General features: G+C 75.9%; 21 protein-coding genes and 2 pseudogenes. 14 read left to right on the top strand and 9 right to left on the bottom strand.

What is annotated here, in order from left to right; translation table 11 throughout:
* Positions 1–85: 85 nt before the first annotated feature.
* Positions 86–493 carry a RidA family protein gene (locus EDD39_RS32585; RefSeq protein ID WP_123562907.1) on the top strand — a complete coding sequence of 136 codons (408 nt, stop codon included), beginning with the start codon at positions 86–88 and terminating at the stop codon, positions 491–493.
* On the opposite strand, the gene EDD39_RS32580 is transcribed toward EDD39_RS32585, so the two are convergent.
* Positions 442–693 carry a hypothetical protein gene (locus EDD39_RS32580; RefSeq protein WP_123562905.1) on the bottom strand — a complete coding sequence of 84 codons (252 nt, stop codon included), beginning with the start codon at positions 691–693 and terminating at the stop codon, positions 442–444. The two genes, EDD39_RS32585 and EDD39_RS32580, sit on opposite strands and share 52 nt — an antisense overlap.
* Positions 694–806: 113 nt before the next feature.
* On the opposite strand from EDD39_RS32580, the gene EDD39_RS32575 reads away from it, so the two are divergent.
* Positions 807–3,071, top strand: a complete 2,265-nt coding sequence (locus tag EDD39_RS32575) for a PP2C family protein-serine/threonine phosphatase (protein ID WP_123562903.1) — start codon at positions 807–809, stop codon at positions 3,069–3,071.
* Positions 3,072–3,141: 70 nt separating this feature from the next.
* Here EDD39_RS32575 and EDD39_RS32570 read toward each other — a convergent pair whose 3' ends face one another.
* Complete coding sequence (locus EDD39_RS32570) at positions 3,142–4,743, bottom strand: TauD/TfdA family dioxygenase (RefSeq protein WP_123562901.1); 1,602 nt, start codon at positions 4,741–4,743, stop codon at positions 3,142–3,144.
* Between the two features lie 166 nt (positions 4,744–4,909).
* Here EDD39_RS32570 and EDD39_RS32565 point away from each other — a divergent pair, with 166 nt between their 5' ends.
* Positions 4,910–5,587: an SMI1/KNR4 family protein gene (locus tag EDD39_RS32565; protein ID WP_123562899.1), complete on the top strand. Its 678-nt coding sequence runs from the start codon at positions 4,910–4,912 to the stop codon at positions 5,585–5,587.
* Here the strand turns inward: EDD39_RS32565 and EDD39_RS32560 are convergent.
* Entirely contained in the window at positions 5,577–6,665 is a 1,089-nt protein-coding gene (locus EDD39_RS32560) for an aminotransferase class V-fold PLP-dependent enzyme (protein WP_123562897.1), read from the bottom strand. The genes EDD39_RS32565 and EDD39_RS32560 overlap by 11 nt on opposite strands.
* Before the next feature lie 125 nt (positions 6,666–6,790).
* Here EDD39_RS32560 and EDD39_RS32555 point away from each other — a divergent pair, with 125 nt between their 5' ends.
* From EDD39_RS32555 to EDD39_RS32545, 3 genes are read left to right on the top strand one after another with little or no spacing between them, the layout of a single operon-like run.
* The gene (locus EDD39_RS32555) at positions 6,791–7,876 is read left to right on the top strand and encodes an amidohydrolase family protein (protein ID WP_123562895.1); all 1,086 of its coding nucleotides are present in this window, start codon (positions 6,791–6,793) and stop codon (positions 7,874–7,876) included.
* Complete coding sequence (locus EDD39_RS32550; RefSeq protein WP_244257390.1) at positions 7,873–8,478, top strand: hypothetical protein; 606 nt, start codon at positions 7,873–7,875, stop codon at positions 8,476–8,478. The genes EDD39_RS32555 and EDD39_RS32550 overlap by 4 nt, the downstream gene beginning before the upstream one ends.
* Positions 8,479–8,525: 47 nt before the next feature.
* On the top strand, positions 8,526–9,200 hold the full coding sequence (locus tag EDD39_RS32545; RefSeq protein ID WP_123562893.1) for a uracil-DNA glycosylase: 675 nt from the start codon (positions 8,526–8,528) through the stop codon (positions 9,198–9,200).
* A 27-nt stretch (positions 9,201–9,227) separates the two neighbouring features.
* On the opposite strand, the pseudogene EDD39_RS41630 reads toward EDD39_RS32545, so the two are convergent.
* Positions 9,228–10,328 (bottom strand): annotated as a pseudogene (locus EDD39_RS41630) (SpoIIE family protein phosphatase); the annotation flags it as partial.
* Positions 10,329–10,553: 225 nt separating this feature from the next.
* Positions 10,554–11,054: pseudogene (locus EDD39_RS41625) on the bottom strand (ATP-binding cassette domain-containing protein); the annotation flags it as partial.
* 416 nt (positions 11,055–11,470) lie between these two features.
* Between EDD39_RS41625 and EDD39_RS32535 the strand changes: the two are divergent.
* Both EDD39_RS32535 and glnII read left to right on the top strand, forming a co-directional pair.
* On the top strand, positions 11,471–12,421 hold the full coding sequence (locus EDD39_RS32535) for an SCO1860 family LAETG-anchored protein (protein WP_123562889.1): 951 nt from the start codon (positions 11,471–11,473) through the stop codon (positions 12,419–12,421).
* Between the two features lie 209 nt (positions 12,422–12,630).
* Positions 12,631–13,653 (top strand): glutamine synthetase GlnII, encoded by a 1,023-nt coding sequence (gene glnII / locus EDD39_RS32530; protein ID WP_123562887.1) that lies wholly within the window; start codon positions 12,631–12,633, stop codon positions 13,651–13,653.
* Between the two features lie 91 nt (positions 13,654–13,744).
* On the opposite strand, the gene EDD39_RS32525 is transcribed toward glnII, so the two are convergent.
* Entirely contained in the window at positions 13,745–14,506 is a 762-nt protein-coding gene (locus tag EDD39_RS32525) for a GNAT family N-acetyltransferase (protein ID WP_123562885.1), read from the bottom strand.
* A 216-nt stretch (positions 14,507–14,722) separates the two neighbouring features.
* On the opposite strand from EDD39_RS32525, the gene EDD39_RS32520 reads away from it, so the two are divergent.
* From EDD39_RS32520 to EDD39_RS32510, 3 genes are read left to right on the top strand one after another with little or no spacing between them, the layout of a single operon-like run.
* Positions 14,723–15,880: a M48 family metalloprotease gene (locus EDD39_RS32520; protein ID WP_123562883.1), complete on the top strand. Its 1,158-nt coding sequence runs from the start codon at positions 14,723–14,725 to the stop codon at positions 15,878–15,880.
* A complete protein-coding gene (locus tag EDD39_RS32515; protein ID WP_123562881.1) occupies positions 15,880–16,416 on the top strand; it encodes a hypothetical protein in 537 nt (178 codons plus the stop codon). Before EDD39_RS32520 ends, EDD39_RS32515 begins: the two co-directional genes overlap by 1 nt.
* A complete protein-coding gene (locus EDD39_RS32510; RefSeq protein ID WP_123562879.1) occupies positions 16,413–17,189 on the top strand; it encodes an MOSC domain-containing protein in 777 nt (258 codons plus the stop codon). The genes EDD39_RS32515 and EDD39_RS32510 overlap by 4 nt, the downstream gene beginning before the upstream one ends.
* A 49-nt stretch (positions 17,190–17,238) precedes the next feature.
* Here the strand turns inward: EDD39_RS32510 and cobC are convergent, their stop codons facing one another.
* Both cobC and EDD39_RS32500 read right to left on the bottom strand, forming a co-directional pair.
* A complete protein-coding gene (cobC, locus tag EDD39_RS32505; protein WP_123562877.1) occupies positions 17,239–18,297 on the bottom strand; it encodes an Rv2231c family histidinol phosphate aminotransferase CobC in 1,059 nt (352 codons plus the stop codon).
* The gene (locus EDD39_RS32500; protein ID WP_244257389.1) at positions 18,294–18,794 is read right to left on the bottom strand and encodes a cobalamin biosynthesis protein; all 501 of its coding nucleotides are present in this window, start codon (positions 18,792–18,794) and stop codon (positions 18,294–18,296) included. Before EDD39_RS32500 ends, cobC begins: the two co-directional genes overlap by 4 nt.
* Positions 18,795–18,998: 204 nt before the next feature.
* On the opposite strand from EDD39_RS32500, the gene EDD39_RS32495 reads away from it, so the two are divergent.
* From EDD39_RS32495 to EDD39_RS32485, 3 genes are read left to right on the top strand one after another with little or no spacing between them, the layout of a single operon-like run.
* On the top strand, positions 18,999–19,892 hold the full coding sequence (locus tag EDD39_RS32495; protein ID WP_123562875.1) for an alkaline phosphatase family protein: 894 nt from the start codon (positions 18,999–19,001) through the stop codon (positions 19,890–19,892).
* Positions 19,893–19,898: 6 nt separating this feature from the next.
* Positions 19,899–21,200, top strand: a complete 1,302-nt coding sequence (locus EDD39_RS32490; RefSeq protein ID WP_123562873.1) for an MFS transporter — start codon at positions 19,899–19,901, stop codon at positions 21,198–21,200.
* Between the two features lie 50 nt (positions 21,201–21,250).
* Positions 21,251–22,345 (top strand): TolB family protein, encoded by a 1,095-nt coding sequence (locus tag EDD39_RS32485; protein WP_425269786.1) that lies wholly within the window; start codon positions 21,251–21,253, stop codon positions 22,343–22,345.
* A 7-nt stretch (positions 22,346–22,352) separates the two neighbouring features.
* Here EDD39_RS32485 and EDD39_RS32480 read toward each other — a convergent pair whose 3' ends face one another.
* Positions 22,353–22,835 (bottom strand): GbsR/MarR family transcriptional regulator, encoded by a 483-nt coding sequence (locus EDD39_RS32480; protein WP_244257388.1) that lies wholly within the window; start codon positions 22,833–22,835, stop codon positions 22,353–22,355.
* Positions 22,836–22,862: the final 27 nt, after the last annotated feature.

Genomic DNA, 22,862 nt, shown 5'->3' with positions numbered 1-22,862 from the left:
AGCGGCCTGGCGGCGGTCGGGCGGCGGTCGGGCGGCGGCGGAAAACCGGGTGCCGCCGGGCCGCCGCGCCGGTGAGAATCGCCGGATGACCGACATCACGCGCATCGACCCGGCGGAACTCCACCCCACCTCCGGCTACGCGCACATCACGGTGGTGGAGGCCGGGCGCACCGCGCACCTGGCCGGGCAGTGCCCGCTGGACGCGGACGAGAAGCTGGTCGGCGCGGGAGACCTGGACGCCCAGATCGACCAGGTGGTGGCCAACTCCCTGACCGCGCTGGCCGCGATCGGCATCGGGCCGGAGCGGGTGGTCCGCTCGGTCGTCTACGTGGTCAGCGACCGCAGCGAGGTCCTCGCCGGCGCCTGGGACCGGCTGGCCGCCTCCCCGCTCGCCCCCGCCCTCAGCACCGCCTCCACCCTGCTCGGCGTCGCCGCCCTCGGCTACACCGGCCAGTTGGTCGAGATCGACCTGACGGCGGCGCTGCCGGGCTGACTCCGGGTCAGCACCTCCCCCGTCCAGCGCCGGAGCTGGGCCAGCAGCACGGTCAGCCGGCGGACGCCGCCCGGGAAGGCGGGCAGCAGCAGGACGGCCGGCAGGCAGGCCGCCGTCACCAGGAGCACCGGCAGCAGGGCCAGGGCGACGATGACCGCGCGCTGGCAGGAGGCCAGGGCGCGGACGGCTTCGGTGAACATCAATGGGCCTTTCGCTGCGGGGAGTTGCGGATTCCTCCTACTCTTCGGGGCGGACCGGGCGTTGCGCCAGCCGCAACGGATTGCCGATGTCCGGCAACGGGGGAAGGAAGGCGATGACGCTCGAACTGCCGGGCGGTGAGCCGGAGGTGGCGGCCCTGACCGCCTTCCTGGGCCAGCTGTTCCGGGCCCTCGGCCTCTCGCTCACCCGGTACGCCGCCCGGTGCAACCGCGACAAGGGCAGCGTCTCGCGCTACCTGAGCGGCGCCCGGATCGCCCCGAAGGACTTCGTCGACGAACTGCTCCGGCAGGTCGCCGAGACCACCGGGCAGTCGGTCTCGCCGGACGTCCAGGAGCACGCCCACCGGCTGCGGATGGCGGCGTTGCGGGTGCGCAACGCCTCCCGGCACGAGGTCGAGGAGCTCCGCGAGCGGCTCGGCGCGGCCGAACGCGAACTCCAGCTGGCGGGCGTCCGGGAACGGCACCTGCTGCGCTCCCTGCAGGCCACCGAGGCGCAGGCCGCGCAGGCCGAACAGCGCTACCGGCAGTTGGAGACCGACCGGGCCGCCGCCCGCTACGAGACCGGCCCCGGCGCGCTGGAGCGCCGGTCGGACGGATCCGGCGCCGACTTCGCCCGGGAGGAACTGCGGGAACTGAAACGGGAGTTGGACCTGCTGCGGGCCGAACTCGCCCGGGCCCAGGGGCTGCGCCACGACGCCGAGGAGCAGTGCGTCCGGCTGGAGGCCCGGCTGCTCGCCGCCGAGGCCGCGCTCGCCACCCAACGGGCCCGCCGGGAGCGGGAGTTCGACTACCGGGCGGAGCTGGAGTCGCCCGCGGCGGTGCTCACCCGGGAGTTCGCCCGGACGGTCGGCACCGGGGCCGACCCGGAGACCACCGCCGCCGAGCTGTGCGCGGTGTTCGTTCCCGGCTGGGCCGCCGCGGCCGCCGTCGAGGTGCGCGCCGCGTTCGTCGGGGAGGACGGCGCCCCCGACGGCTGGACGCCGGACGGCCTGCTGCTGCACCGCCTCGGCACGGCCGGGGCCGCGGGGGAGGACCGCGCCCGGGTGGTGGTCCCCCGCGTACAGGCCGAACGGATCCTCCGGGAGGGTGCGCCGGTGCACGCCGAATCGCCCGAAGGCCCGGTGCTGGCACTGCCGTTGGCCGTCCGGGGCGAGGTGTTCGGCGTGCTCCGGCTGTTCGGCGGCGCGGGCGGCGACGGGGGCCGGGCGGCGTACGGGCGGGCCGAGGCCGAACTGCTGGCCGGCCTGGCCGAGCGCGGGGCGCTGCTGCTGGACAGCGCCCGGATGCACCGGGCCGAGGCCCGGCTGGCGCGGGCGCTGCAGCGCTCGATGATCCCCGACACCCTGCCGGGCACGCCCTGGGCGCGGCCGGCACACCGCTTCCGCCCCGGCGGGCACCGGGGCGGGGCCGGTGGCGACTGGGTCGACGCCGTCCCGCTGCACGGCAACCGGATCGCCCTGGTGGTCGGCGCCGTACTGGGCCACGGCCTGCCCGCCGTCCAGGCGATGAGCCGGCTGCGGGCCGGGGTGCAGGCCTTCACCCTGCTGGACGTGCCCCCCGCCCGGCTGCTGCGGCACCTGGACGACCTGGCCCAGCGGCTCGGCGACGACCACCTCGCCACCTGCCTGTACGCGGTCTACGACCCGGTCGCCCGCACCTGCGAACTCGCCTCGGCCGGGCACCTGCCGCCCGTCCTGCTGCACCCCGGCGGCGGCAGCACGGAGGTCGCCCTGCCCGCGAACGCCCCGATCGGCGTCGGCGGCGTCCCGTTCGCCGCCCGCACCATCGAGGTCCCGGACGGCTCCGTGCTGGTGCTGTGCAGCGGCAACCGGGTCGAACTGGCCGACCACTGCGCCGGGTTGACCGGATCGGGGTGGCTGCCGGAGCAGGTGTGCGACTTCGTGCTCGAGGCACCGGGCGCGGTGGAGCGCCGGGACGACCTCGCGGTGCTGGCCGCCGCGTTCGACGGCGCGCCCCGGGCGGAGGAGGAGCGCTACGAGATCCTGCCCCGGCCGGTGGAGGTGCCGCTGCTCCGCCGGCTGGTGCGCCGGCAGCTCGCGGCCTGGGGGCTGGGCTCCATCGCCGACACCGCCACCCTGCTGGTCGGCGAACTGGCCACCGACGCGGTCGCGGCGGCGGAGGAGACGATCGGGCTGCGGCTGGTGTGGACCGACCGGCTGCTGGTCGAGATCACCGACGACCAGCGCGAACTGCCCGCCCTGGCGGAGGTGGACCCGCTCGCGGAGGAAGGGGCCGGCCGGGGCCTGCTGCTGCTGAGCAGGCTCGCCGACCGGTGGGGCGCCGAACGCAGCGCCTACGGCCGGAAGGTCTGGTTCGAGCTGTCGCCGCTGCGCGGCTAGGCCCCGTCCGGCCGGTCTTGTCGGATCGGCGCGCGGCGGTGGGCGCCCGGCAAGGTCGGCCGGACGGGGCCTAGCGCATCGAATCCAGGAGCAGCGGCCGGAATTCGGCGAACGAGGGGGTCGCGGCGGCCGGGTCCTTGGCGGCCTCGTCCCAGCGGCGGACGGCGACGGCGTCGGCGCTGAACGGGTGGGCGGCGAAGGCGGCGGCCTCGGCCGGGGACATCGGGCCGCCCTGGAGGGCCAGGGTGTGGACGGAGGCGGGGGAGAGGCGGTCGAGGTAGCCGGGTTCGGTGGCGCACAGGTAGCGCTTGGCGTCGACGTGCAGGCGGACCGGCTCGGTGACGGCGGGCGGGAAGTGCGGGGCCAGCCGGGCGGCGGCGGTGGCGCCGTGGCGGTTGTCGGTGCCGGCCATCAACTCCCGTCCGCTGCCCCGGAAGTGGCCGGTGTCGTGGAGCAGGGCGGCGGCCACCAGGGCGGGCGGGGCGCCCGCGGTGCGGGCCAGGGCGGCGGCCTGCAGCATGTGGGCGGCCAGGGTGACGGCCTCGCCGAGGTACTCGCCGGCGCCCTCGCCCTCGAACAGTTCCTCGAGTTCGTCCAGGGCGGCGGTGCGGCGGCGCAGCACGGCCAGGGTGGAGGAGAGCGCGTCGAGGTCGGCGTAGCAGCCCTGGAGGTGGCGGTGGCCGGTGCCGTCGCCGCTGTCGTCGCCGGTCTCGAAGGCGGTGCGGGCGTGCAGCAGCCGGGTGTTGTCGAAGAGCAGGCAGTCGCCGGGGGCGAGCCGGAAGTCCAGCCGCAGGTCCGGGCGCAGGGTGATCGCGGCGAACCGGCGGTAGGCGGCGTAGAAGGCGTCCAGCCCGGCGGGGGACAGGGCGCGCAGCGCGGCGGTGTCGGTGGAGCGGTTGTTGAAGCGGACCTCGCGGATCGCGCCGCGCGGGTCGAGACCGATCAGCGGCTTCTCGGCGGCGAGTTCGGTGCCCCGGTCGCGGTAGCGGAACGGCACCGGCGTACGGGCCAGCAGCGCGAACGCGGCCGGGTCCTCCGCCCGCAGCAGGTCGGCGGCCCGGAAGCCGTCGACCAGGCCGGAGTCGCCGCCCGCGCAGTCGTTGCGCAGGCAGTGCAGCAGCTGCAGGGTGGGCACCGGGTCCCGGTAGGGGTTGTCGGTGTGCGGGGCGATGGCGAGGCCGGTGAACGCCAGGTTCGCCGGGTCGGGCTCGACCCGGACGTCGAACAGCTCGCCGTAGTTGGTCTCCCGGACGTACCCGAAGCTGCGGGCGACCTCCAGCACCCGCCCCGGCTCGGCCGGGACGCCGCGCAGCAGCGCGAAGCCGGAGCGGCGGACGGCCGCCAGCACCGCGATCCGCTCCTCCGGGTCGGCCAGGTACGCGGCCCAGTCGGCCTCGGGCAGGCCGCGGGCGAAGTCGGCGGCCCGCCACAGCCGTTTGGCGTGCTCGGTGCGCTCGTCGGGGGCGGCGGGCGCGTCCCAGCCGGCCGGGTAGTGCGAGCGGTGGCCGTCGGACCAGTGCACGGCCAGGCCGGTGGCGTCCTCGACGGCCCCGACGGCGGTCAGGCCGTCGGGCAGGTCGCCGATCTGGAAGCGCTTCTGCCCGCCGCGCGGGTCTCGGCACTCGGTGCACGGGCAGTTGTCGCGCAGCCAGTAAGGGTTGGGCACGGACATCGGGTCAGCCTCCGGTTGTACAGCCAACTTCGCGGGGGCTGCTCAGCCAAGACCGCCCGGGCGTCCACCGTCCGCCCGCCCGGTGAACGGCGGGCCACCGGCAGTCGAACCCTGGCCCCGCCGGACCGGACCGGGAGCGTCACCGCCGCGCGCTACCGTGCCGGGCATGACGCTCGACCTCCCCCGCGACCTGCCCGCCGCCCTCACCGACCGCACCGCCGCCTGGCGGCTGATCGCCCGGGTCGCGGCCTTCTGGGACGCCCCGCTGCGCCCGCAGGACGGCTGCCCGGAGGCCGAACTCGACGCCGCCGAGGCCCGCCTCGGCCTGCGCCTGCCCGCCGCCCTGCGCGAGGCGTACCGGCTGTTCGGCAACCGCCCCGACCTCACCGGCAACCAGGACACCCTGCTGACGCCCGACCGCCTGTACGTCGACCTGGACTGCCTGGTCTACCGGGTCGAGAACCAGTCCTGCGCCTACTGGGGCGTCCCGCTCGCCGCCCTCGGCCAGGACGACCCGCCGACCGTCGTCTGGCCGGACACCGACGCCCCGCGGACCGAGCCCTGGACGGCCCGGTTCTCCACCGAGTGCCTGGCCGTCGTCCTCACCGAGCCGCTGTTCGACGAGGACGCGTACGTGGACGCGGGCGAGGTCGACCCGGCCTCCCTGACCGGGTGGACCGAACTGCCGCGCCTGTACGAGCCCGGGATCGACACCCGTTTCTTCGCCCGCCCGGACGCCCTGCTGGCGGTGCAGGGCGACTCCTGGCTGGCGCTGCGGGCCACCAGCGAGGAGGCGTTGGACGCGCTGTGCGAGCAGATCGAGGTCTCCTGGCTCAGGAGCTGATCGCCTGCTCCCACGCCCCGGTGGCCGCCGCGACCGCCGCCGCGGCCGGGGCGCCGGTGGCCTGGGCGAGGAGTTCCAGGGCGGCGATGACGGTCTCCGGGGTGGCGGCCGGGCCGTAGTGGTTGAGCCGGAGCATGGTGGCGGCCAGCGGGCCGCCGCCCGCCTGGACGGGCAACTGGGGTGCGTGGCGGCGGAGTTCGGCGGCCAGGGCGGCGGCGTCGACGCCTTCGGGGGTGCGCAGGGTGGTGGCGACCGGGGCGGCGTGCTCGGGGCGCCGGACGTAGGGGGCGAGGGTGCCGAGGGCGAGGGCGCCCGCGCGGGTGGCGGCGGCCGCGGCGCGGTGGCGGGCGATCACCGCGTCCAGGGTCTCGGCTTCGATCGCGGCCAGGCACTCCTCCAGCGCCAGCATCTCCAACTGGGCCGGGGCGTGCGGGAGCTGGGTGCGGCCGGCGTCGGTCCAGCGCTCCTTCCAGTCCAGCAGGGAGAGGTAGGAGCGGCGCGGCGCGGCCGGGTTGGCGGCGATCCGCTGCCAGGCGCGTTCGCTCACCGACACCGCGGAGACGCCGGCCGGGCCGCCCATCGCCTTCTGGCCGCCGATCACGCACAGGTCGACGCCCCACTCGTCGGTGGGCAGCGGCTCGGCGGCCACCGAGGCCACCGCGTCCAGCATCAGCAGTGCGCCGTGCTGCCGGACCACCTCGGCGATCTCCGCGACCGGGTTGGTGTTGCCGGTGGCGGCCTCGGAGTGCACCAGGGAGACGAAGTCGATCTCCGGGTGCGAGTTCAGCGCCGCGGCGACCTGCTCGGCGCCCGCCGCCGCGTCGTACGGCACCACCAGGTCGACGACCTCCGCCCCGGCGTCGCGCAGCCAGCCGCCGAAGGTCTGCCCGTACGGGCCGGTGACGACGTTCAGCGCGGTCGAGCCCGGGTGCGCCGCGCCCTTGACGGCGGCCTCCAGCGGGAGCAGCGCCTCGCCCTGGGTGACGATCACGTCGTTGCGGGTGCGCAGCAGGGCCGCCACCCCGTCCTCGATCGCGGCGAACCGGTCGGCGGTCATCGGGGGGAGGTCGAGCAGCATGCGGGCGGGCCTTTCGGTGCGGCGGAGGGCCGCCGGGACGGGCCGGCGGGGCGGAGGGTCGCTGTCGAACAGTCTGCCGCAGATCGCCCGCCGGGCGGTGACCGGCGCCGAGTACAGTGCCAGGCATGACAGACCGTGCGGTGCTGCACATCAAGGGCCGGGTGCTGGTCGGCCCCGACGACGTCCGGGACGAACTCTGGTCCGTGGACGGGCGGGTGACCTTCGAGCGCCCCGCCGCCGAGCCGTCCGCCACCCTCACCGGCTGGGCGCTGCCCGGCCTGGTCGACGCGCACTGCCACGTCGGCCTGGACGCGCACGGCGCCGTCGACCGCGACACCAGCGAGAAGCAGGCGCTCACCGACCGGGACGCCGGGACCCTGCTGATCCGCGACGCGGGCTCCGCCGCCGACACCCGCTGGATCGACGACCGCGAGGACCTCCCGAAGCTCATCCGGGCCGGGCGGCACATCGCCCGCACCCGCCGCTACATCCGCAACTACGCGCACGAGATCGAGCCCGGCGACCTCGCCGCGTACGCGGCCGCCGAGGCCCGCCGCGGCGACGGCTGGGTCAAGCTGGTCGGCGACTGGATCGACCGCGGCGCGGGCGACCTCGCCGCCTGCTGGCCCGGCGACGCCCTCGCCGAGGCGATCGCCGCCGCCCACGCCGAGGGCGCCCGGGTCACCGCGCACTGCTTCGCCACCGAGTCGCTGCCCGACCTGCTGGCCGCCGGCATCGACTGCGTCGAGCACGCCACCGGGCTGACCGAGGAGCTGATCCCGGCCTTCGCCGAACGCGGCGTCGCCATCGTCCCCACCCTGGTCAACATCGCCACCTTCCCGAAGCTCGCCGACGGCGGCGAGGCCAAGTTCCCGGCCTGGTCCGCGCACATGCGCCGGCTGCACGCCCGCCGCTACGACACCGTCGGCGCCGCGCACGACGCCGGCATCCCGGTCTACGTCGGCACCGACGCGGGCGGCTCGCTTGCCCACGGCCTGGTCGCCGAGGAGGTCCTCGAACTGACCCGCGCCGGGCTCACCCCCGTCGAGGCCCTCGCCGCCGCCACCTGGTCGGCCCGCAGCTGGCTCGGCCGCCCCGGCCTGACCGAGGGCGCCCCCGCCGACCTCGTCCTCTACGAGGCCGACCCCCGCGCCGATCTGCGGGTGCTGGCCGCGCCGACCCGCGTGGTGCTCAACGGGCGGGTGGCGTGAGCGCGGAGCCGACCGAGGCCGAGGCGCTCGCCTGGTGGGAGACGCTGCCGCCGGAGGTCCGCGGACGGGTGGACGGGCTGGTGCTGCGGTTCCGGTCGGTGATGGCGATGAAGGTCCTGCTGGAGGAGGGCCGGGCGAGCCACGGCATCGGCCTCCGCCAGGCCGAGGCGATCGTCGGAGCGCGCTGCGCGCACTACGGCGACCGGGTCGACGACCCCGCGAAGCGGCCCCTGGACCCGCAGGAGGCGGCCCGGCGGGCGGCCGCCGTCCCCGAGCCGGTCCTGGCCGTCGAGGCGGTCTGGGACGGCGACACCGTCCAGGGCTGGTTCGTCGACCTGCTGGCGGTCGGCGAGACCCGCGACCACCGCCTGCTGACCGTGTACCGGGCCAACGGTGCCCGCTACCTCGGCGCCGACGGCCCCGCGGGCGCCCCCGTCGCCGACCCTGCCGGCGCCCGTCCGGCCGCCGCGGCCGCCGCGGACCGCCTCGGCCGCGAGCTGGCCGCCGCCCTCGGCGTCCCGTTCCACTTCGCCGCCCCGGACCGGCCGGACGACCGGGCGCCGCGTTGGCAGCGACCGGCGGCGGCCGGCGACGAGGGGTGAGGGGCCGCGCGAACTCCGGTTGTCAGCGCGGCCGATAGGCTTCCGTCATGGCTGCTCGACCCTTGCACGAAATCGTTGAACCCGGCTGGGCCCAGGCCCTCGAGCCGGTCGCCGGACAGGTCGCCGCGATGGGCGACTTCCTGCGCGCCGAACTCGCGGCCGGACGCACCTACCTGCCGCCCGGCCCGCAGATCCTGCGGGCCTTCCAGCAGCCGTTCGCGGACGTCCGGGTGCTGATCGTCGGACAGGACCCGTACCCGACGCCCGGGCACGCGGTGGGGCTCAGCTTCTCGGTGGCGCCCGGGGTCCGGCCGCCGTACAGCCTGGAGAACATCTACCGGGAGCTGAACCAGGACCTCGGCCTGCCGGTGCCGTCCAGCGGCGACCTCACCCCCTGGACGCAGCAGGGCGTCCTGCTGCTCAACCGGGCGCTCACCACCCAGGCCCGGGTGACCAACGCGCACCGCGGCAAGGGCTGGGAGGCCGTCACCGACCAGGCGATCCGGGCGCTGGCGGCCCGCGGCGGCCCGCTGGTGGCCATCCTCTGGGGCCGTCCCGCCCGCGAACTGCGGCCGCTGCTCGGCCAGGTGCCCAGCATCGAGTCCGCCCACCCCAGCCCCCGTTCCGCGGACGGCGGCTTCTTCGGCTCCCGGCCGTTCAGCCGGGCCAACGACCTGCTGGTCCGGCAGGGCGGCCGGCCCGTGGACTGGCGGCTGGCCTGAGCCCGGACGCGCGGCCGCCGGGGCCGGTCAGGGGAGCTTCTGCTCGGTCCAGATGACCTTTCCGGCCTCGGTGTAGCGGGTGCCCCAGCGCTGGGCGATCTGGCCGACCAGGAACAGGCCGCGCCCGCCCTCGTCGGTGCCGGCGGCCAGCCGGACCCGGGGCGAGGTGCTGCTGGCGTCCGCGACCTCGCAGATCAGGGTCCGCCCGTACAGCAGGCGCACCCCGATCGGGGGGCTGCCGTGCCGGATGGCGTTGGTGACGAGTTCGCTGAGGATCAGCTCGGTGCCCGTCACCAGTTCCTCCAGGCCCCAGTGGCGCAGCCGGGCGGTGGCGGCGGCCCGGCCGGCGGCGACCGCGGCGGGGTCGGGCGGGACGTTCCACTCGGCGATCCGGTCGCGCGGCAGCGCCAGGGTGCGGGCGACCAGCAGGGCGATGTCGTCGGCGGAGTCGGCGGGCAGCATCGCGTCCAGCACGGCCCGGCAGGTCTGTTCGGGGCTGCGCCCGGGGTGGGCGAGGGCCGCGCGGAGCCGGCCCAGGCCGACGTCGATGTCGTGGGTGCGGGACTCCACCAGCCCGTCGGTGTAGAGGACCAGCCGGCTGTCCTCGGGGATGGCGAGCTCGACGGTGGTGAACGGCAGGCCGCGCAGGCCCAGCGGCGGCCCGGCGGGGGTGTCGGGGATCTCGACCGTGCCGTCGGGGTGCACCAGGACGGGCGGCAGGTGCCCGGCCCGGGCGAGCAGGCAGCGGCAGGAGACCGGGTCGTAGACCGCGTAGAGGCAGGTGGCGCCGATGATCGCGCCCTCCCGGCCGCCGGCCGTCTCCTCCTCGTCGATCCGGGCGACCACCTCGTCGAGGTGGGTGAGGAGTTCGTCGGGCGGCAGGTCGAGCATGGCGAGGTTGTGCACGGCGGTGCGCAGCCGGCCCATGGTGGCGGCGGCGTGCAGGCCGTGGCCGACCACGTCGCCGACCACCAGGGCGACCCGGGCGCCGGAGAGCGGGATGACGTCGAACCAGTCGCCGCCGACCCCGGCGTGGGCGGGCAGGTAGCGGTGCGCGGCCTCGACGGCGTCCTGGGCGGGCAGGTCGCGCGGCAGCAGGCTCTGCTGGAGGGTCACGGCGAGCGGGTGGCCGCCGCTGATGGCCGCGGCGAGCTGCTCCTGGCTGGTGTACCGGGCCTCGAACAGGCCGCCGTTGCGGCCGAGCCGCAGGACGGCGATCCGGTCGGCGACGGCCTGGACGTCGTCCAGGTTGTGGCTGACCATGATCACCGCGTGGTCCCGGGAGCGCAGCAGGCGGATCAGGTCGAGCATCTGCACGGTCTGCTCGACGGTGAGCGCGACGGTCGGTTCGTCGAGGAGCACGAGTTCGGGCCGGCCGATCAGGGCCCGGGCGATGGCGACGGCCTGGCGCTGGCCCAGGCTGAGCGCCCCCACCGGGACCCGGACGCTGGGGAGGGGGAGCTCGAGTTCGTCGAACAGGGCGAGGGCGCGCTTCTCCATCTCCAGTTCCCGCAGCACCCCGAACCGGCGCAGCTCGCGGCCGAGGTAGAGGTTGGCGACCGCGTCCAGCCGGTCGACCAGCGAGGGGTCCTGGTAGACGGTGGCGATCCGCAGCCGCCGGGCGTCGGCGGGCCGGCGCAGCTCGACCGGGACGCCCTCCCACTCGATGGTGCCCGCGTCCGGCGGGCCGACCCCGGAGACGGCCTTCACCAGGGTGCTCTTGCCGGAGCCGCTGTCGCCGACCAGGCCGAGCACCTGGCCGCGGTCCACCTGGAGGTCGACCGAGTCGAGGGCCCGGACGGCGCCGTAGTACTTGCTGATCCCGCGCAGCGACAACAGCGGAACCCGGGGCACGCGCCCACCTCCACCCTCTCCGCGGCCCACCGGGCGGCGGTCGTTCCGCCGTCCGGCCCCGGCCCCCCGACGGAGGGCCGGTGGCACGGGTTCCCCACCCTGGCACCGGCGCCGCGGGCGGCGCGGACGGGACACGCGGGAGCACCCCGTTCGGCGGTACGGGCCGGGCACGGGCCGGCGGCGGGGGTCGGGCGGTGTCCGCCGGGGCTTTCCCCGCTGGCCGGAATGTTTCCGGAAACGGTCAGTCCGGAGCGTCAACCTCACCCGAAGGAGTGAACTGACGCTCCGTGTTGCTGGAGTGACGCACTGTTCGAAGAGACTGGCGCCAGTCGAGAGCGCGAGTCCCCTCCCCGTGCGGAGCGCCGGGTGAGGTCGCGGGCGCGCTCTTCCGTTCACCACGTGTGGGGGTTCCTGTCATGTCTGTTCTGCGTTCGGTCGCCGCCCCGGCTCTCGCGGCGACCGCCCTCGCGGTCGCCCTGCCGCTGCCCGCCGCCTTCGCCACCGAGGCCGGCGGGACGCCCGCGCAGCCGGGGAAGGCCAGTGCGGTGACAGCTCAACTGGCCCTGGACGTCACGCTGCTGAACACGGTGAACGTGCCGGTCGACGTGGCGCTGAACAAGGTGGAGTCGCCCGCGCAGCGGGACGGCGCGATGCTGACCGCCACGGTGGACGGGGTGGACGGCGGGCGGCCGGTGACGCTGGTCAAGGCCGGGGTGGGCACGTCGGTGACGAAGGCGGACGACAGGCTGGCCACCGCGTCCGTGAAGCTGGTCAACGCGGACGTGCACGTGCCCGGTCTGCCGCTGACCACCCTGCTCGGCCTGGAGGCGATGAGCGCCGAGGCGAACTGCCCGGTGGACGGGCAGCCGACCGCGAACGTCACCGCCCCCGCCAGGCTCACGGTGCTCGGCCGGTCGGTCACGGTCGGCCTCAACTCGCCCACCCACGTGGACGTTCCGGCGATCGGCACGGTGGACGTCGAGTTCGCCAGGAAGACCGTGACCAGCAGCACGGCGGCGGCCTCCGCGCTGGAGGTGAAGATCGCGCTGAACCCGCTGAACCTCAACGTGGCGAAGGTGAACGGCACCGTCACGGTCGCCTCGGTGTCCTGCCGCAAGCCGGTGCCGGCGGTCGCCCCGGCGGCGGCCTCCTCGCCCGCGCCGTCGACCGGGCCCTCCGCCCCGGCGTCCGCCCCGGCGTCCGCGCAGAACCGGGCGGTGCCGAAGGGGGCCGGCGAGGAACTGGCGTACACCGGCTCCTCGGGCAGCACGGTGCTGGCCGCGGGCGGCGGGACGCTGCTGGTGGCCGGCGGCGCCGCGGTGTGGATGACCCGCCGGCGGCGGGCGGCGCACGCGCGGCACCGCTGACCGGACGCGGAACGGGCGGCGGCCGGGCGCCCGTTCCGCCCCTTGCGTCCCGGTGTTGCGCCCGGATGTCGAGACGGGCACTCTCCGTGGGTGAGCGTGCCGCTGCGGACCGTTGGTTCACATGGGCGTTACATAGGAGGAACAACCGGGAAACGGCGGCTTGCGACGCTACGCGGGCACCCACCACCCGAGCAGTGAGGATCACCGCAATGGCGATCAAGGCCGAGTACATCTGGATCGACGGCACGAAGCCGACCGCCAAGCTCCGCTCCAAGACCCGGGTGCTGCCGAACGCCGACAAGATCCCCACCTGGGGCTTCGACGGATCCTCGACCAACCAGGCCGAGGGCCACGCCTCGGACCGCGTGCTGAAGCCGGTGAAGGTCGTCAAGGACCCGATCCGCGGTGGCGAGAACATCCTGGTGCTGTGCGAGGTCTTCGAGACCAACGGTGAGGCGCACGTCACCAACACCCGCGCCGCGCTGCGCGAGGTCGCCGAGCGCTACGCCGGCCAGGAGGCGATCTTCGGCATCGAGCAGGAGTACACCTTCTTCAAGGGCTCCCGCCCGCTCGGCTTCCCCGAGGGCGGCTACCCGGCCCCGCAGGGCGGCTACTACTGCGGCGTGGGTGCCGAGGAGGTCTTCGGCCGCGAGATCGTCGAGCTGCACCTCGACCGCTGCATCGACGCCGGCCTGGCGATCTGCGGCATCAACGCCGAGGTCATGCCCGGCCAGTGGGAGTTCCAGATCGGCCCGGTCGACGCGCTGACCGTCTCGGACGACCTGTGGATCGCCCGCTACCTGCTCTACCGCACCTCCGAGGAGTTCGGCATCGACGCCACCCTCGACGCCAAGCCGGTCCGCGGCGACTGGAACGGTGCGGGTGCGCACACCAACTTCTCCACCAAGGCGATGCGCGAGGGCTACGAGCCCATCATCACCGCCTGCGAGTCGCTCGGCGCCTCCCAGGAGAAGGTCCTGGAGCACGTCAACCAGTACGGCGACGACATCCAGTCCCGCCTGACCGGCAAGCACGAGACCGCCCCGTGGAACGTCTACTCCTACGGCGTGTCCGACCGCGGCGCCTCGGTCCGCATCCCGTGGCAGGTCGAGGTGGACCAGAAGGGCTACATCGAGGACCGCCGCCCGAACGCGAACGTCGACCCGTACGTGGTCACCCGCCTGATCGTCAACACCTGCTGCGAGGCCCTGGAGAAGGCCGGCCAGGTCTGACCTCCGCCCCCGCAGGCACCACACGACGAGCGCCCGCCGTTCCCCCGCGAAGGGGGCCGGCGGGCGCCGTCGTTCCGTCCTGCCGCTGCCGCTACATCCGGACGAAGCCGTGGGTGCGGCCGACCGGGCCGAAACCGCGCCGGGCGTACCACTGCTGCGGCCAGTCCTCGGCGTCGGCGACCAGGAAGCGCAGGCCGTCCGGGGCCCGGTCGGCGGCCAGCCGCAGCGCGGTGGCCAGCACGGCGTCGGCCAGGCCGCGGCGCTGGTGGTGCTCGGCGGTGGCCAGGTCCTCGACCTGGGCGGTGCCCGCGGCGTCCTGGTACAGGTCGGCCCAGGAGCCGAACTCGCCGTCGGTGTCCCGGGCGGCCAGCGTCAGCACCCGCTCGGCGCCCGCCGCCCGCGCGGTGCGCCGGCCGACCAGCTGGGCGATCGACTCGTCCGCCGCCCACGGCAGCCAGCAGCGCCACTGCCGCTCCAGCGCCGGGGCCAGCTCGTCCAGGGCGACCGGCCCGGCGCCGCCGCCGGGCGGCACCGGCCCCCGGTGCACCATCACCACCTCGGTCTCGTGCCGGTACCCGGCCGCCGCCAGCCCGGGCGCCAGCGCCAGGGCGGACGCGTCGTCGAACACCGAGATCCGCCGGTGCTCCAGGTGCCCCAGCACGTCCTCGGCCAGCCCGGCCACGTCCACCCCGCTCGGCGGGGCGTCCAGCACCAGCTGGTTGTGCTCGTGCGAGTACCTGAACTCCTCGCTCAACACCGCGAAACCGCCCGGCACTTCCACCACCTCGGCAGCCTGCCGCCGGGCGAAGGCCCGCCGGAACTCCAGCGCCACCCGCAAGCTCTCCTCGACCATCCGGCCATCGTAGGCCGCCCCCTCCGCCCGGCTCCAAGGGTTTGCCGCCGCTTGAGCCTCCCGCCAAGGGAGACGGCACGGCGGACGCCGTGAACGGCACGGACAGCGACGGGCCGTGGCGATCGGCACGCCGGCCCGGCCCCGGTGACCGCCCTGGTTCACGGCCGCGCTGCGCTCGGCGGGATAACCGGGTGCGGGGCGCCCTAGGCTGGGGCCATGGCTGACACCGCGTCCACCGACGCCGACTTCACCCCGTCGGAGCTGGCCCGTGGCCGGGCGCTGCGCCGGGCCCGGCTGCCGTGGGTGCTGGGCGGGCAGCTGGCCTCGCTGGGGCTGAGCGCGGTACTGGGGTTCAGTGCGGCCGGGGCGGGGCTGGTGGGCGCGGTCGGGGGGTGGTTCGGCGGGAGCTGGGCGGCACAGGTGCTGGCGGGGAGCGCGGCGCTGGTGCTGCTCGGCCGGGCGGTGACGCTGCCGTTCTCGGCCCGGGTGCGGGCGGTCTCGGTCCGGTACGGCCTGGTCACCCAGGGCTGGGGCGGCTGGGCGGTGGACGTGCTGCGCGGCACCGCCGTCACGCTCGCACTGTTCCTGCCCCTGGCGCTGGGCCTGTACGCGCTGATCGGGTGGTCGCCGGGCCGCTGGTGGGTGCCGGGGGCGGTGGGGGCCGCGCTGCTGGCCGTCGCGCTGTCCTTCCTGCACCCGCTGGTGCTGGAGCCGCTGTTCAACCGGTTCACCCCGCTGGCGGAGGGCGAACTGCGCACCGCCCTGCTGGAGTTGGCCCGCCGGGACGGCATCGCGGTGCGCGAGGTGCTGGTCGCCGACGCGTCCCGCCGCACCACCGCGCTGAACGCGTACGTCTCCGGGTTCGGCCCGACCCGGCGGATCGTCGTCTACGACACCCTGCTGTCCGCCGCCGACCCGCGCGAGGTCGAACTGGTCGCCGCCCACGAGCTCGGCCACGTCAAGCACCGGGACGTCGCCACCGGCACCGCCCTGGGCGCACTCGGCGCGGCCGTCGCGGTGCCGGTGCTGGCCGCCCTGCTGGCCTGGCGCCCGCTGCTGGACGCGGCCGGCGCCGCCGACGCCCAGGACCCGCGTTCGCTGCCGCTGCTGGCCGCCCTCGCCGCCCTGCTCGGCGCGCTCAGCGTCCCCGCGCAGTGCGCCGCCAGCCGCCGGATCGAGACCCGCGCCGACCGGCACGCGCTCGAACTCACCGGCGACGCCGAGCAGTTCATCGCCATGCAGCGCCGCCTCGCGGTCACCAACGTCGCCGACCCGTACCCGCCCCGGGCGGTCGAACTGCTCCTCGCCACCCACCCCAGCACCGGCCGCCGGATCGCCGCCGCCCGGGCCTGGCTCGCCGCGAAGGCGGCCTGATGGCCCGCCCGCTGCTGATGCTCGACGTCGACGGCCCGCTCGCCCCGTACGTCGGCAGCCCCTACCGCCGGCCCGAGGGCTACCTCACCCACCGCGTCCCGGTGGGCAGTTGGCGCGAGCGCCAGCGCGCCTCCGGCATCCGCAACCCGAAGCCGCTGCGGGTCTGGCTGCACCCCGACCACGGCCCGGCACTGCGCGCCCTGCCCTACGAACTGGTCTGGGCCACCACCTGGAAGAACGAGGCCAACGAGCACCTCGCCCCCTTGCTCGGCCTGCCCGAACTCCCGTACGTGGACTGGCCGTCCATGCACCACGGCGACCCCGACGGCCTGCACTGGAAGACCCGTCACCTGGTCGCCTGGGCCGCCGGCCGGCCGTTCGCCTGGGTGGACGACGAGACCGGGCCGCAGGACGCCGCCTGGATCGCCGCCCACCACCCGGCGCCCGCCCTCACTCTGACCGTCGACCACCGCTTCGGCCTGCGGCCGGCCGACTTCACCGCCCTCGCCGACTGGGCCGGAAGGAACAAGAGTTGATCCTCCACACGCTGCGCCGCCACCCGGTCAAATCGCTGCTCGGCGAGGAGGTCGCCCGGGCCCGGATCGACGGCCGCGGCCTCGACGGCGACCGCCGCTACGCCCTGCTCGACCTCACCGACGGCCGGATCGCCAGCGCCAAGGAGCCCCGCACCTGGCGCCGCCTGCTCACCCTGCGCGCCGAGAGCAAGGACGCCGGGGTGCGGATCACCGGCCCCGACGGCGCCGAACTCGACGACGCCGCGCTCTCCGCACTGCTCGGCCGCCCCGTCCGGCTGATCGACGAGCGGCCGCCCGGTTCGACCCTGCGCCGCTCCGTCCCCGAGCAGGTGCTGGCCGCCGGGATCGACGCCGAAGTCGACTACACCGTCCAGGAGTTCGGCAGCGCCGCGGAGCCCGGCAGCTTCTTCGACTTCGCCCCGCTGCACCTGGTCACCACCGCCACGCTGGCCGGCGCCCCCGCCGCCCGCTACCGCCCCAACCTGGTGATCGAGCACGACGGCGAGCCCTGGTCGGAGAACGACTGGACCGGCCGCGAACTCGCCGTCGGCGCCGAACTGCGCCTGCGGATCATCGCCCGCACCCCGCGCTGCGCCGTCCCCACCCTCGCGCACGGCCCGCTGCCCGCCGACCCGGAGGCGCTGCGCCGCCCCGCCCGGCACAACCGGGTCCGGCCGCTGCCCGAACTGCCGCCCCTGCCGTGCCTGGGCGTCTACGCCCAGGTGCTCACCCCGGGCACGGTCGAGCCCGGCGACCGGGTGCGCCTGTACTGAACGGCCCCGGTGTACTGAACGGCCCCGGTGTATTGAACGGCCCCGGCCGTCAGCGGCCCGTCGGCCCGGCGTCCGGGAGCGCCTTCGCCAGCGCGGCGAGGAAGCCGTCGGTGGTGGCCGGGTCGCGGACGGCGACGCGCAGCCAGTCGGGGCCGAGGCCGGGGAAGGTGTCGCCGCGGCGGACGGCGTAGCCGGCCTCGCGCAGGCGGGTGCGGACGGCGGCGGCGTCCGGGAGGCGGACCAGGACGAAGGACGCGGCGGGGGTGCCGTGGACCCGGACGCCGGGCAGGGCGGCGAGGCCGGCCAGCAGGTGGGCGCGGTGGGCGGCGGTGGTGCGCGCGGCCTGCTCGGCCTCGGCCAGGGCGGCCGGGGCGGAGCAGAGTTCGGCGGCGGCCAGCGCGGGCGTGGAGACCGGCCACAGCGGCTGCGCGGCGGCCAGGGCGGCGACCAGCGGGGCGGGGGCGAGCAGGTAGCCGATCCGCAGGCCGGCCAGCCCCCAGGTCTTGGTGAGGCTGCGCAGCACGACCACGTCGCCGGGCAGGCCGCGGACGGCGGCGAGGCTCTGGCTCTCGCCGGGGTCGGTGTCCATGAACGCCTCGTCGACGACCAGGGTGCGCCCGGGCCGGGCCAGCTCGGCCAGGGCGGCGGCCGGGTGCAGGATGGAGGTGGGGTTGGTGGGGTTGCCGACCACCACCAGGTCGGCGTCCTCGGGGACCGCCCCGGGCAGTAGGCGGAAGCCCTGCTCCGGTGTGAGGAGGACGCGGTGGACGGTGTGCCCGGCGTCCCGCAGCGCCGCCTCGGGTTCGGTGAACTGCGGGTGCACGACGGTGGCGCGGCGCGGCCGCAGCACCCGGGCCAGCAGCACGAACGCCTCGGCCGCGCCCGCGGTGAGCAGCACCTCCCCGACCGGGCGGCGGTGCCGGGCGGCGACGGCGGCGCGGGCGGCGGTGCCGTCGGGGTAGGCGGCGAGGTCGGCGAGGGTCGCGGCGAGACGGGCGTGCAGCCAGGCCGGCGGGGTGCCGGTGCGGACGTTCACGGCGAGGTCGACCAGGCCCGCGGAGCGGACCTCGGCGTCGCCGTGATGGCGCAGATCGGGCTGCTGGTTCACCTGTTGTCCTCCTGGGGCGGGGCGGCGAGCGCGGCGGTGGCCGAGGCGGTGGCGGTGCGCGGCGCGAGCAGGCGTGCGCCGGGCCCGGCCGAGGCGAGGGCGGCGGCCTCGGCGACGCTGGGGGTGCCGACCGCGGCGGCGACCCGGGCGGAGCCGCCGGGCCCCGGGACGGCGGCCAGCACGGCGGCCGGGTGGCCGGTCAGCGGGAGGCCCAACTCCCTTGCGGCGGCCAGCAGTCCGGGCTCGGCGAGCTTGCTGTCGAGGGTGGCGGCGCTCCCCAGCGCGGTGCGGTCGAGGCCGAGGGCGGCGAGCGCCGCGTCGACGGTGCGCAGCAGGTCGGCGGCGGGGGTGCCGCGCCGCAGTCCGAGGCCGAGCACCAGCCGGGGGGCGCGCGCCGGGCCGTCGGGTGCGCCGTCCGCGTCCACGTGCTGCTCGGCCCTCCCCGTCCGTTCCGCTCCGGGCCGGGCGTGCCGCCGGGCCGCCAGGAATCCCACCATGTCGGTCCGAGCAGGGTCAATCGGGACAGGTGTGAGAAGCGTCGCCCGGCTGGCCGAAAAGCGTCGGCGGACCGAAGTCGCCCAGCCAACCGTTCGCTTGTTCTTCATGTGTCAAAAGTCCCGGCGGCCACGGACCCCGCCCTAGCCTTTCGGGCGCTCCACCACCCCTGTCCGGCACCTTCCCCGCCACGGAGGACCACCGACATGTCCGCTCAGCTCAGCCGCCGCACCAAGCGCCGCCTGACCGCGGCCGGCAGCGCCGTCGCCCTCGCCGCCACCTCGTTCGGCCTGTGGGCCGCCGCCGGCAGCACCGCGCAGGCCGCCGCGCTGCCCACCCCCGACCACGTGATCGTCGTGGTGATGGAGAACCACGCGTACAGCCAGGTCATCGGCAGCTCCAGCGCCCCGTACCTGAACAACACCATCAAGGCGGGCGGCGCCAACCTGACCCAGTCCTACGGCCTGACCCACCCGTCGGAGCCCAACTACTACATGCTGTTCTCCGGCTCCAACCAGGGCCGCACCGACGACAGCTGCGTCTCCGTCGGCTCGATGAGCGCGCCCAACCTGGCCTCCGAGCTGATCGCCTCCGGCCGGAGCTGGGGCTCCTACAACGAGGGCCTGCCCAGCCAGGGCTCCACCACCTGTTCCAACTCCAGCGGCAAGTACGCGCAGAAGCACAACCCGTGGTTCGGCTTCTCCAACGTGCCCACCAGCACCGCGTACACGATGGCCCAGTTCCCCACCGACTACACCAAGCTCCCGAAGGTCTCCTTCGTGGTGCCGAACCTGTGCAACGACATGCACGACTGCTCGGTGACCACCGGCGACACCTGGATCAAGAACAACCTCGGCGCCTACGCCACCTGGGCGCAGACCCACAACAGCCTGCTGGTCGTCACCTTCGACGAGGACAACAGCCTCTCCGGCAACCGGATCCCGACCCTGTTCTACGGCCAGCACGTCACCCCGGGCTCCAGCAGCGCCACCACCTACAACCACTACAACGTGCTGCGCACCCTCGAGGACCTGGCCGGCCTGACCGCCCACGCCGGCAACGCCGCCTCCGCCACCGACATCACCGGCATCTGGAACTGACGCCCGATGTACCTCGCGGACGCCCGCTCCACGAAGAGTGACCGCGCCGCGGCCGTCGCCCCGAACTCCGGTTCGGGGCGGCGCGCCGCCGTCCCCGGCACCGTGCTCGCGCTCGGCGCGGTCAGCCTGGTCACCGACGTCTCCTCCGAGATGGTCGGCGCGGTCCTGCCGCTGTACGTGGTCACCGCGCTGGGCCTGTCCCCGCTCGGCTTCGGCCTGCTCGACGGCATCAACAACGGCGTCGGCGCGCTGGTGCGCCTGCTCGGCGGCCACCTCGCCGACCGCGGCGGCCGCGGCCACAAACTGGTCGCCGGACTCGGCTACGGCCTGTCCGCGCTGTGCAAGCCGCTGCTGCTGCTGGTCCACACCCTGCCGCTGATCAGCGGCGTGCTGGCCGTCGACCGCACCGGCAAGGGCCTGCGCACCGCCCCCCGGGACGCGATGATCTCGCTGGCCACCGCCCCCGAGCACCGCGGCCGGGCGTTCGGCGTGCACCGCGCGATGGACACCACCGGCGCGCTGATCGGCCCGCTGCTGGCCTTCGCGGTCCTGCGGATCGCCGACGACCGCACCGAACTCTCCAGCTACGGCGCCGTGTTCACCGTCTCCGGCTGCGTCGCGGTGCTCGGCGTGCTGCTGCTGGTGCTGTTCGTGCCCGGCCGGATCACCCGGGCCGGGCAGCCCCCCGCCGACGCCTCCGCCCCGAAGCCCACCCTGCGCGACGCGTGCGCCCTGCTGGCGCGGCCCGCGCTGCGCCGGCTCACCCTGGCCGCCGTGCTGCTCGGCCTCACCACCGTCAGCGACTCCTTCCTCTACCTGCTGCTGCAGCGCCGACTCGGCCTGCCCGCGCACCTGTTCCCGCTGCTGCCGCTCGGCACCGCCGCGGTCTTCCTGCTGCTCGCCGTCCCGCTCGGGCTGGTCGCCGACCGGATCGGCCGCCGCACCCTGTTCCTGCTCGGCCACGCCGTGCTGCTCTGCGGCTACGCCGTCGTCCTCTCCCCGCTGTCCGGCGTGCCCGCCGCCGCGGCGGTCCTGCTGCTGCACGGCACCTTCTACGCCGCCACCGACGGCGTCCTCGCCGCCGCCACCGCCGCCACCGTCCCCGACGGGCAGCAGGGCGCCGGCCAGGCCCTGGTCGGCACCGGCCAGGCGCTGGCCCGCTTCACCTGCTCGCTCGCCTTCGGCGCCGCCTGGTCGCTCTGGGGCCCCCGCCCCGCCCTCGCCGCCACCGCGGCCGCGCTCGCCGCCGCCGCCCTCGCCGCGACCTGGCTGCTGCGCCCCACGGCCCCGGCCACCACGGCCCCCTGACCGCCCGTCACCCCGTCTCCCCGTCCCCCCACCTGCCCGGAGGACCCGGCATGACCGCTCCCGCCACCGTCGACCCCGTCTCCGACGGGACGCCCGAGCCCGGCCCGGACGGGCCCGCGCCGGTGTCCGTCCGGCGCAAGCTGCTGGTGCTGCTGGTCGCCGTGCTGCTGCTGGCCGGTGTCGGCACCGGCGCGGTGTGGTGGGCCGGGCAGCGCTCCGACCGCCGGGACCAGGAGCAGGCGGGCGGGCCGCCGGTCCGCGAGGGCCGGGTCTCGCTGGACGGGGCGGGCGGCCGGCAGCTGCTGCTGCGCAACCTGGCCTGGGGCCCGCACCGGGACGAGATCGCCGCGGTGCCCGCCGCCGACCCCGACGGCCCGCGCACCGCCTCCGGGGTGAAGTGCCTGCGCTTCCACGCCGCCGCGGGCACCGGCATCTGCCTGCAGGCCGAGCACGGCGCGCTGGACGACACGTACCACGCCTCGGTGCTGGACTCCTCGCTGCACGAGGTCAGGCGCTTCCCCGCGCCGGGCATCCCGACCCGGGCCCGGGTCTCCCCGTCGGGGCACCTGGTGGGCTGGACGGTGTTCGTCAGCGGCGACTCGTACGCGGGCACGAACTTCTCCACCCGCACCGCGATCGTCGACACCCGCACCTGGCAGTTCTACGACAACCTGGAGAACTTCCGGCTGGTCGAGGACGGGCACCCGGTGCAGGCGTCCGACGTCAACGTCTGGGGCGTCACCTTCGCCGACGACGGCGGCTTCTACGCGACGGTCGCCACCGGCGGCCGGACCTACCTGGTCAGGGGCGACCTGGCGGCCCGCACCCTCACCACCCTGCACCAGAACGTCGAGTGCCCCTCGCTGTCGCCGGACGGCACCCGGGTCGCCTACAAGAAGCGGGTGGAGGGCGCCGACCCGGCCGCCCCCTGGCGGCTGTACGTGCTGGACCTGGCCACCATGGCCGAGACCGCGACCGCCGAGCAGCGCAACATCGACGACCAGGCCCTGTGGTCCGACGACCACACCCTGCTGTACTCGATGCCCGGCGACTACGGCTCCGACCTGTGGACCGTCCCCGCCGACGGCACCGGGACCCCGGTCCGCCTGGTCCGCTCCGCCGTCGCCCCCGCCTACCCGGGCTGACGGCCCGTCAGGGGCGCCGCTCGCGCCAGCGCCGCATCATGTCGGCCAGCTCGACCCGCAGGAAGCCGAAGAACTCCAGGGAGTCGGCGAGGCGCCGCCCGGCGGGGGTGTCCGCGCCGAGCGCCTCGACGCCGTCGGCCAGACCGGCCTCCCAGCGGAGCAGGGTGCGGTCGCGGTTGGCGGTGGCCTCGTACCAGACGTGGTCGTGGACCCGGTAGCGGTCGCGGCGGGAGCCGGGTTCGCGTTCGCGGCCGACCAGGTCGACCTGGGCGAGGTAGCGGACGGCGCCGGAGACCGCGGCGGGGGAGACCCGGAGCAGCTCGCCGAGCTCGGCGGAGGTGAGCCGGCCGGAGTCGGAGGTCAGCAGGGCGGTGAGCACCCGGGCGGGCATCCGGGGGAAGCCCGCGTCGACCAGGATCGTGGCGAACCGCTCCACGAACTCGGCCACCACCGCCGGATCCCGCTGCCCGCTCCCGTCCACGTCGCCCACTTGCCGCCCGCCTCCCGTCCGGTCCGC

Origin of the sequence: Kitasatospora cineracea (genome assembly GCF_003751605.1) — a bacterium.
GTDB lineage: Bacteria > Actinomycetota > Actinomycetes > Streptomycetales > Streptomycetaceae > Kitasatospora > Kitasatospora cineracea.
Note: the sequence above shows the minus strand (reverse complement) of the source record. Positions and strands in the feature narration are given on the sequence as shown.

Excerpts from the sequence above, each read along its gene's own strand:
- EDD39_RS32565 (WP_123562899.1), top strand. The coding sequence starts at position 4,910 with ATGACGCTCGACCTCCCCCGCGACCTGCCCGCCGCCCTCACCGACCGC.
- glnII (WP_123562887.1), top strand. The coding sequence starts at position 12,631 with ATGGCGATCAAGGCCGAGTACATCTGGATCGACGGCACGAAGCCGACC.
- EDD39_RS32555 (WP_123562895.1), top strand. The coding sequence starts at position 6,791 with ATGACAGACCGTGCGGTGCTGCACATCAAGGGCCGGGTGCTGGTCGGC.
- EDD39_RS32575 (WP_123562903.1), top strand. The coding sequence starts at position 807 with ATGACGCTCGAACTGCCGGGCGGTGAGCCGGAGGTGGCGGCCCTGACC.
- EDD39_RS32580 (WP_123562905.1), bottom strand. The coding sequence starts at position 693 with ATGTTCACCGAAGCCGTCCGCGCCCTGGCCTCCTGCCAGCGCGCGGTC.
- EDD39_RS32495 (WP_123562875.1), top strand. The coding sequence starts at position 18,999 with ATGTCCGCTCAGCTCAGCCGCCGCACCAAGCGCCGCCTGACCGCGGCC.
- EDD39_RS32485 (WP_425269786.1), top strand. The coding sequence starts at position 21,251 with ATGACCGCTCCCGCCACCGTCGACCCCGTCTCCGACGGGACGCCCGAG.
- EDD39_RS32585 (WP_123562907.1), top strand. The coding sequence starts at position 86 with ATGACCGACATCACGCGCATCGACCCGGCGGAACTCCACCCCACCTCC.
- EDD39_RS32490 (WP_123562873.1), top strand. The coding sequence starts at position 19,899 with ATGTACCTCGCGGACGCCCGCTCCACGAAGAGTGACCGCGCCGCGGCC.
- EDD39_RS32570 (WP_123562901.1), bottom strand. The coding sequence starts at position 4,743 with ATGTCCGTGCCCAACCCTTACTGGCTGCGCGACAACTGCCCGTGCACC.
- EDD39_RS32525 (WP_123562885.1), bottom strand. The coding sequence starts at position 14,506 with ATGGTCGAGGAGAGCTTGCGGGTGGCGCTGGAGTTCCGGCGGGCCTTC.
- EDD39_RS32500 (WP_244257389.1), bottom strand. The coding sequence starts at position 18,794 with ATGGTGGGATTCCTGGCGGCCCGGCGGCACGCCCGGCCCGGAGCGGAA.
- EDD39_RS32545 (WP_123562893.1), top strand. The coding sequence starts at position 8,526 with ATGGCTGCTCGACCCTTGCACGAAATCGTTGAACCCGGCTGGGCCCAG.
- EDD39_RS32535 (WP_123562889.1), top strand. The coding sequence starts at position 11,471 with ATGTCTGTTCTGCGTTCGGTCGCCGCCCCGGCTCTCGCGGCGACCGCC.
- EDD39_RS32515 (WP_123562881.1), top strand. The coding sequence starts at position 15,880 with ATGGCCCGCCCGCTGCTGATGCTCGACGTCGACGGCCCGCTCGCCCCG.
- EDD39_RS32560 (WP_123562897.1), bottom strand. The coding sequence starts at position 6,665 with ATGCTGCTCGACCTCCCCCCGATGACCGCCGACCGGTTCGCCGCGATC.
- EDD39_RS32520 (WP_123562883.1), top strand. The coding sequence starts at position 14,723 with ATGGCTGACACCGCGTCCACCGACGCCGACTTCACCCCGTCGGAGCTG.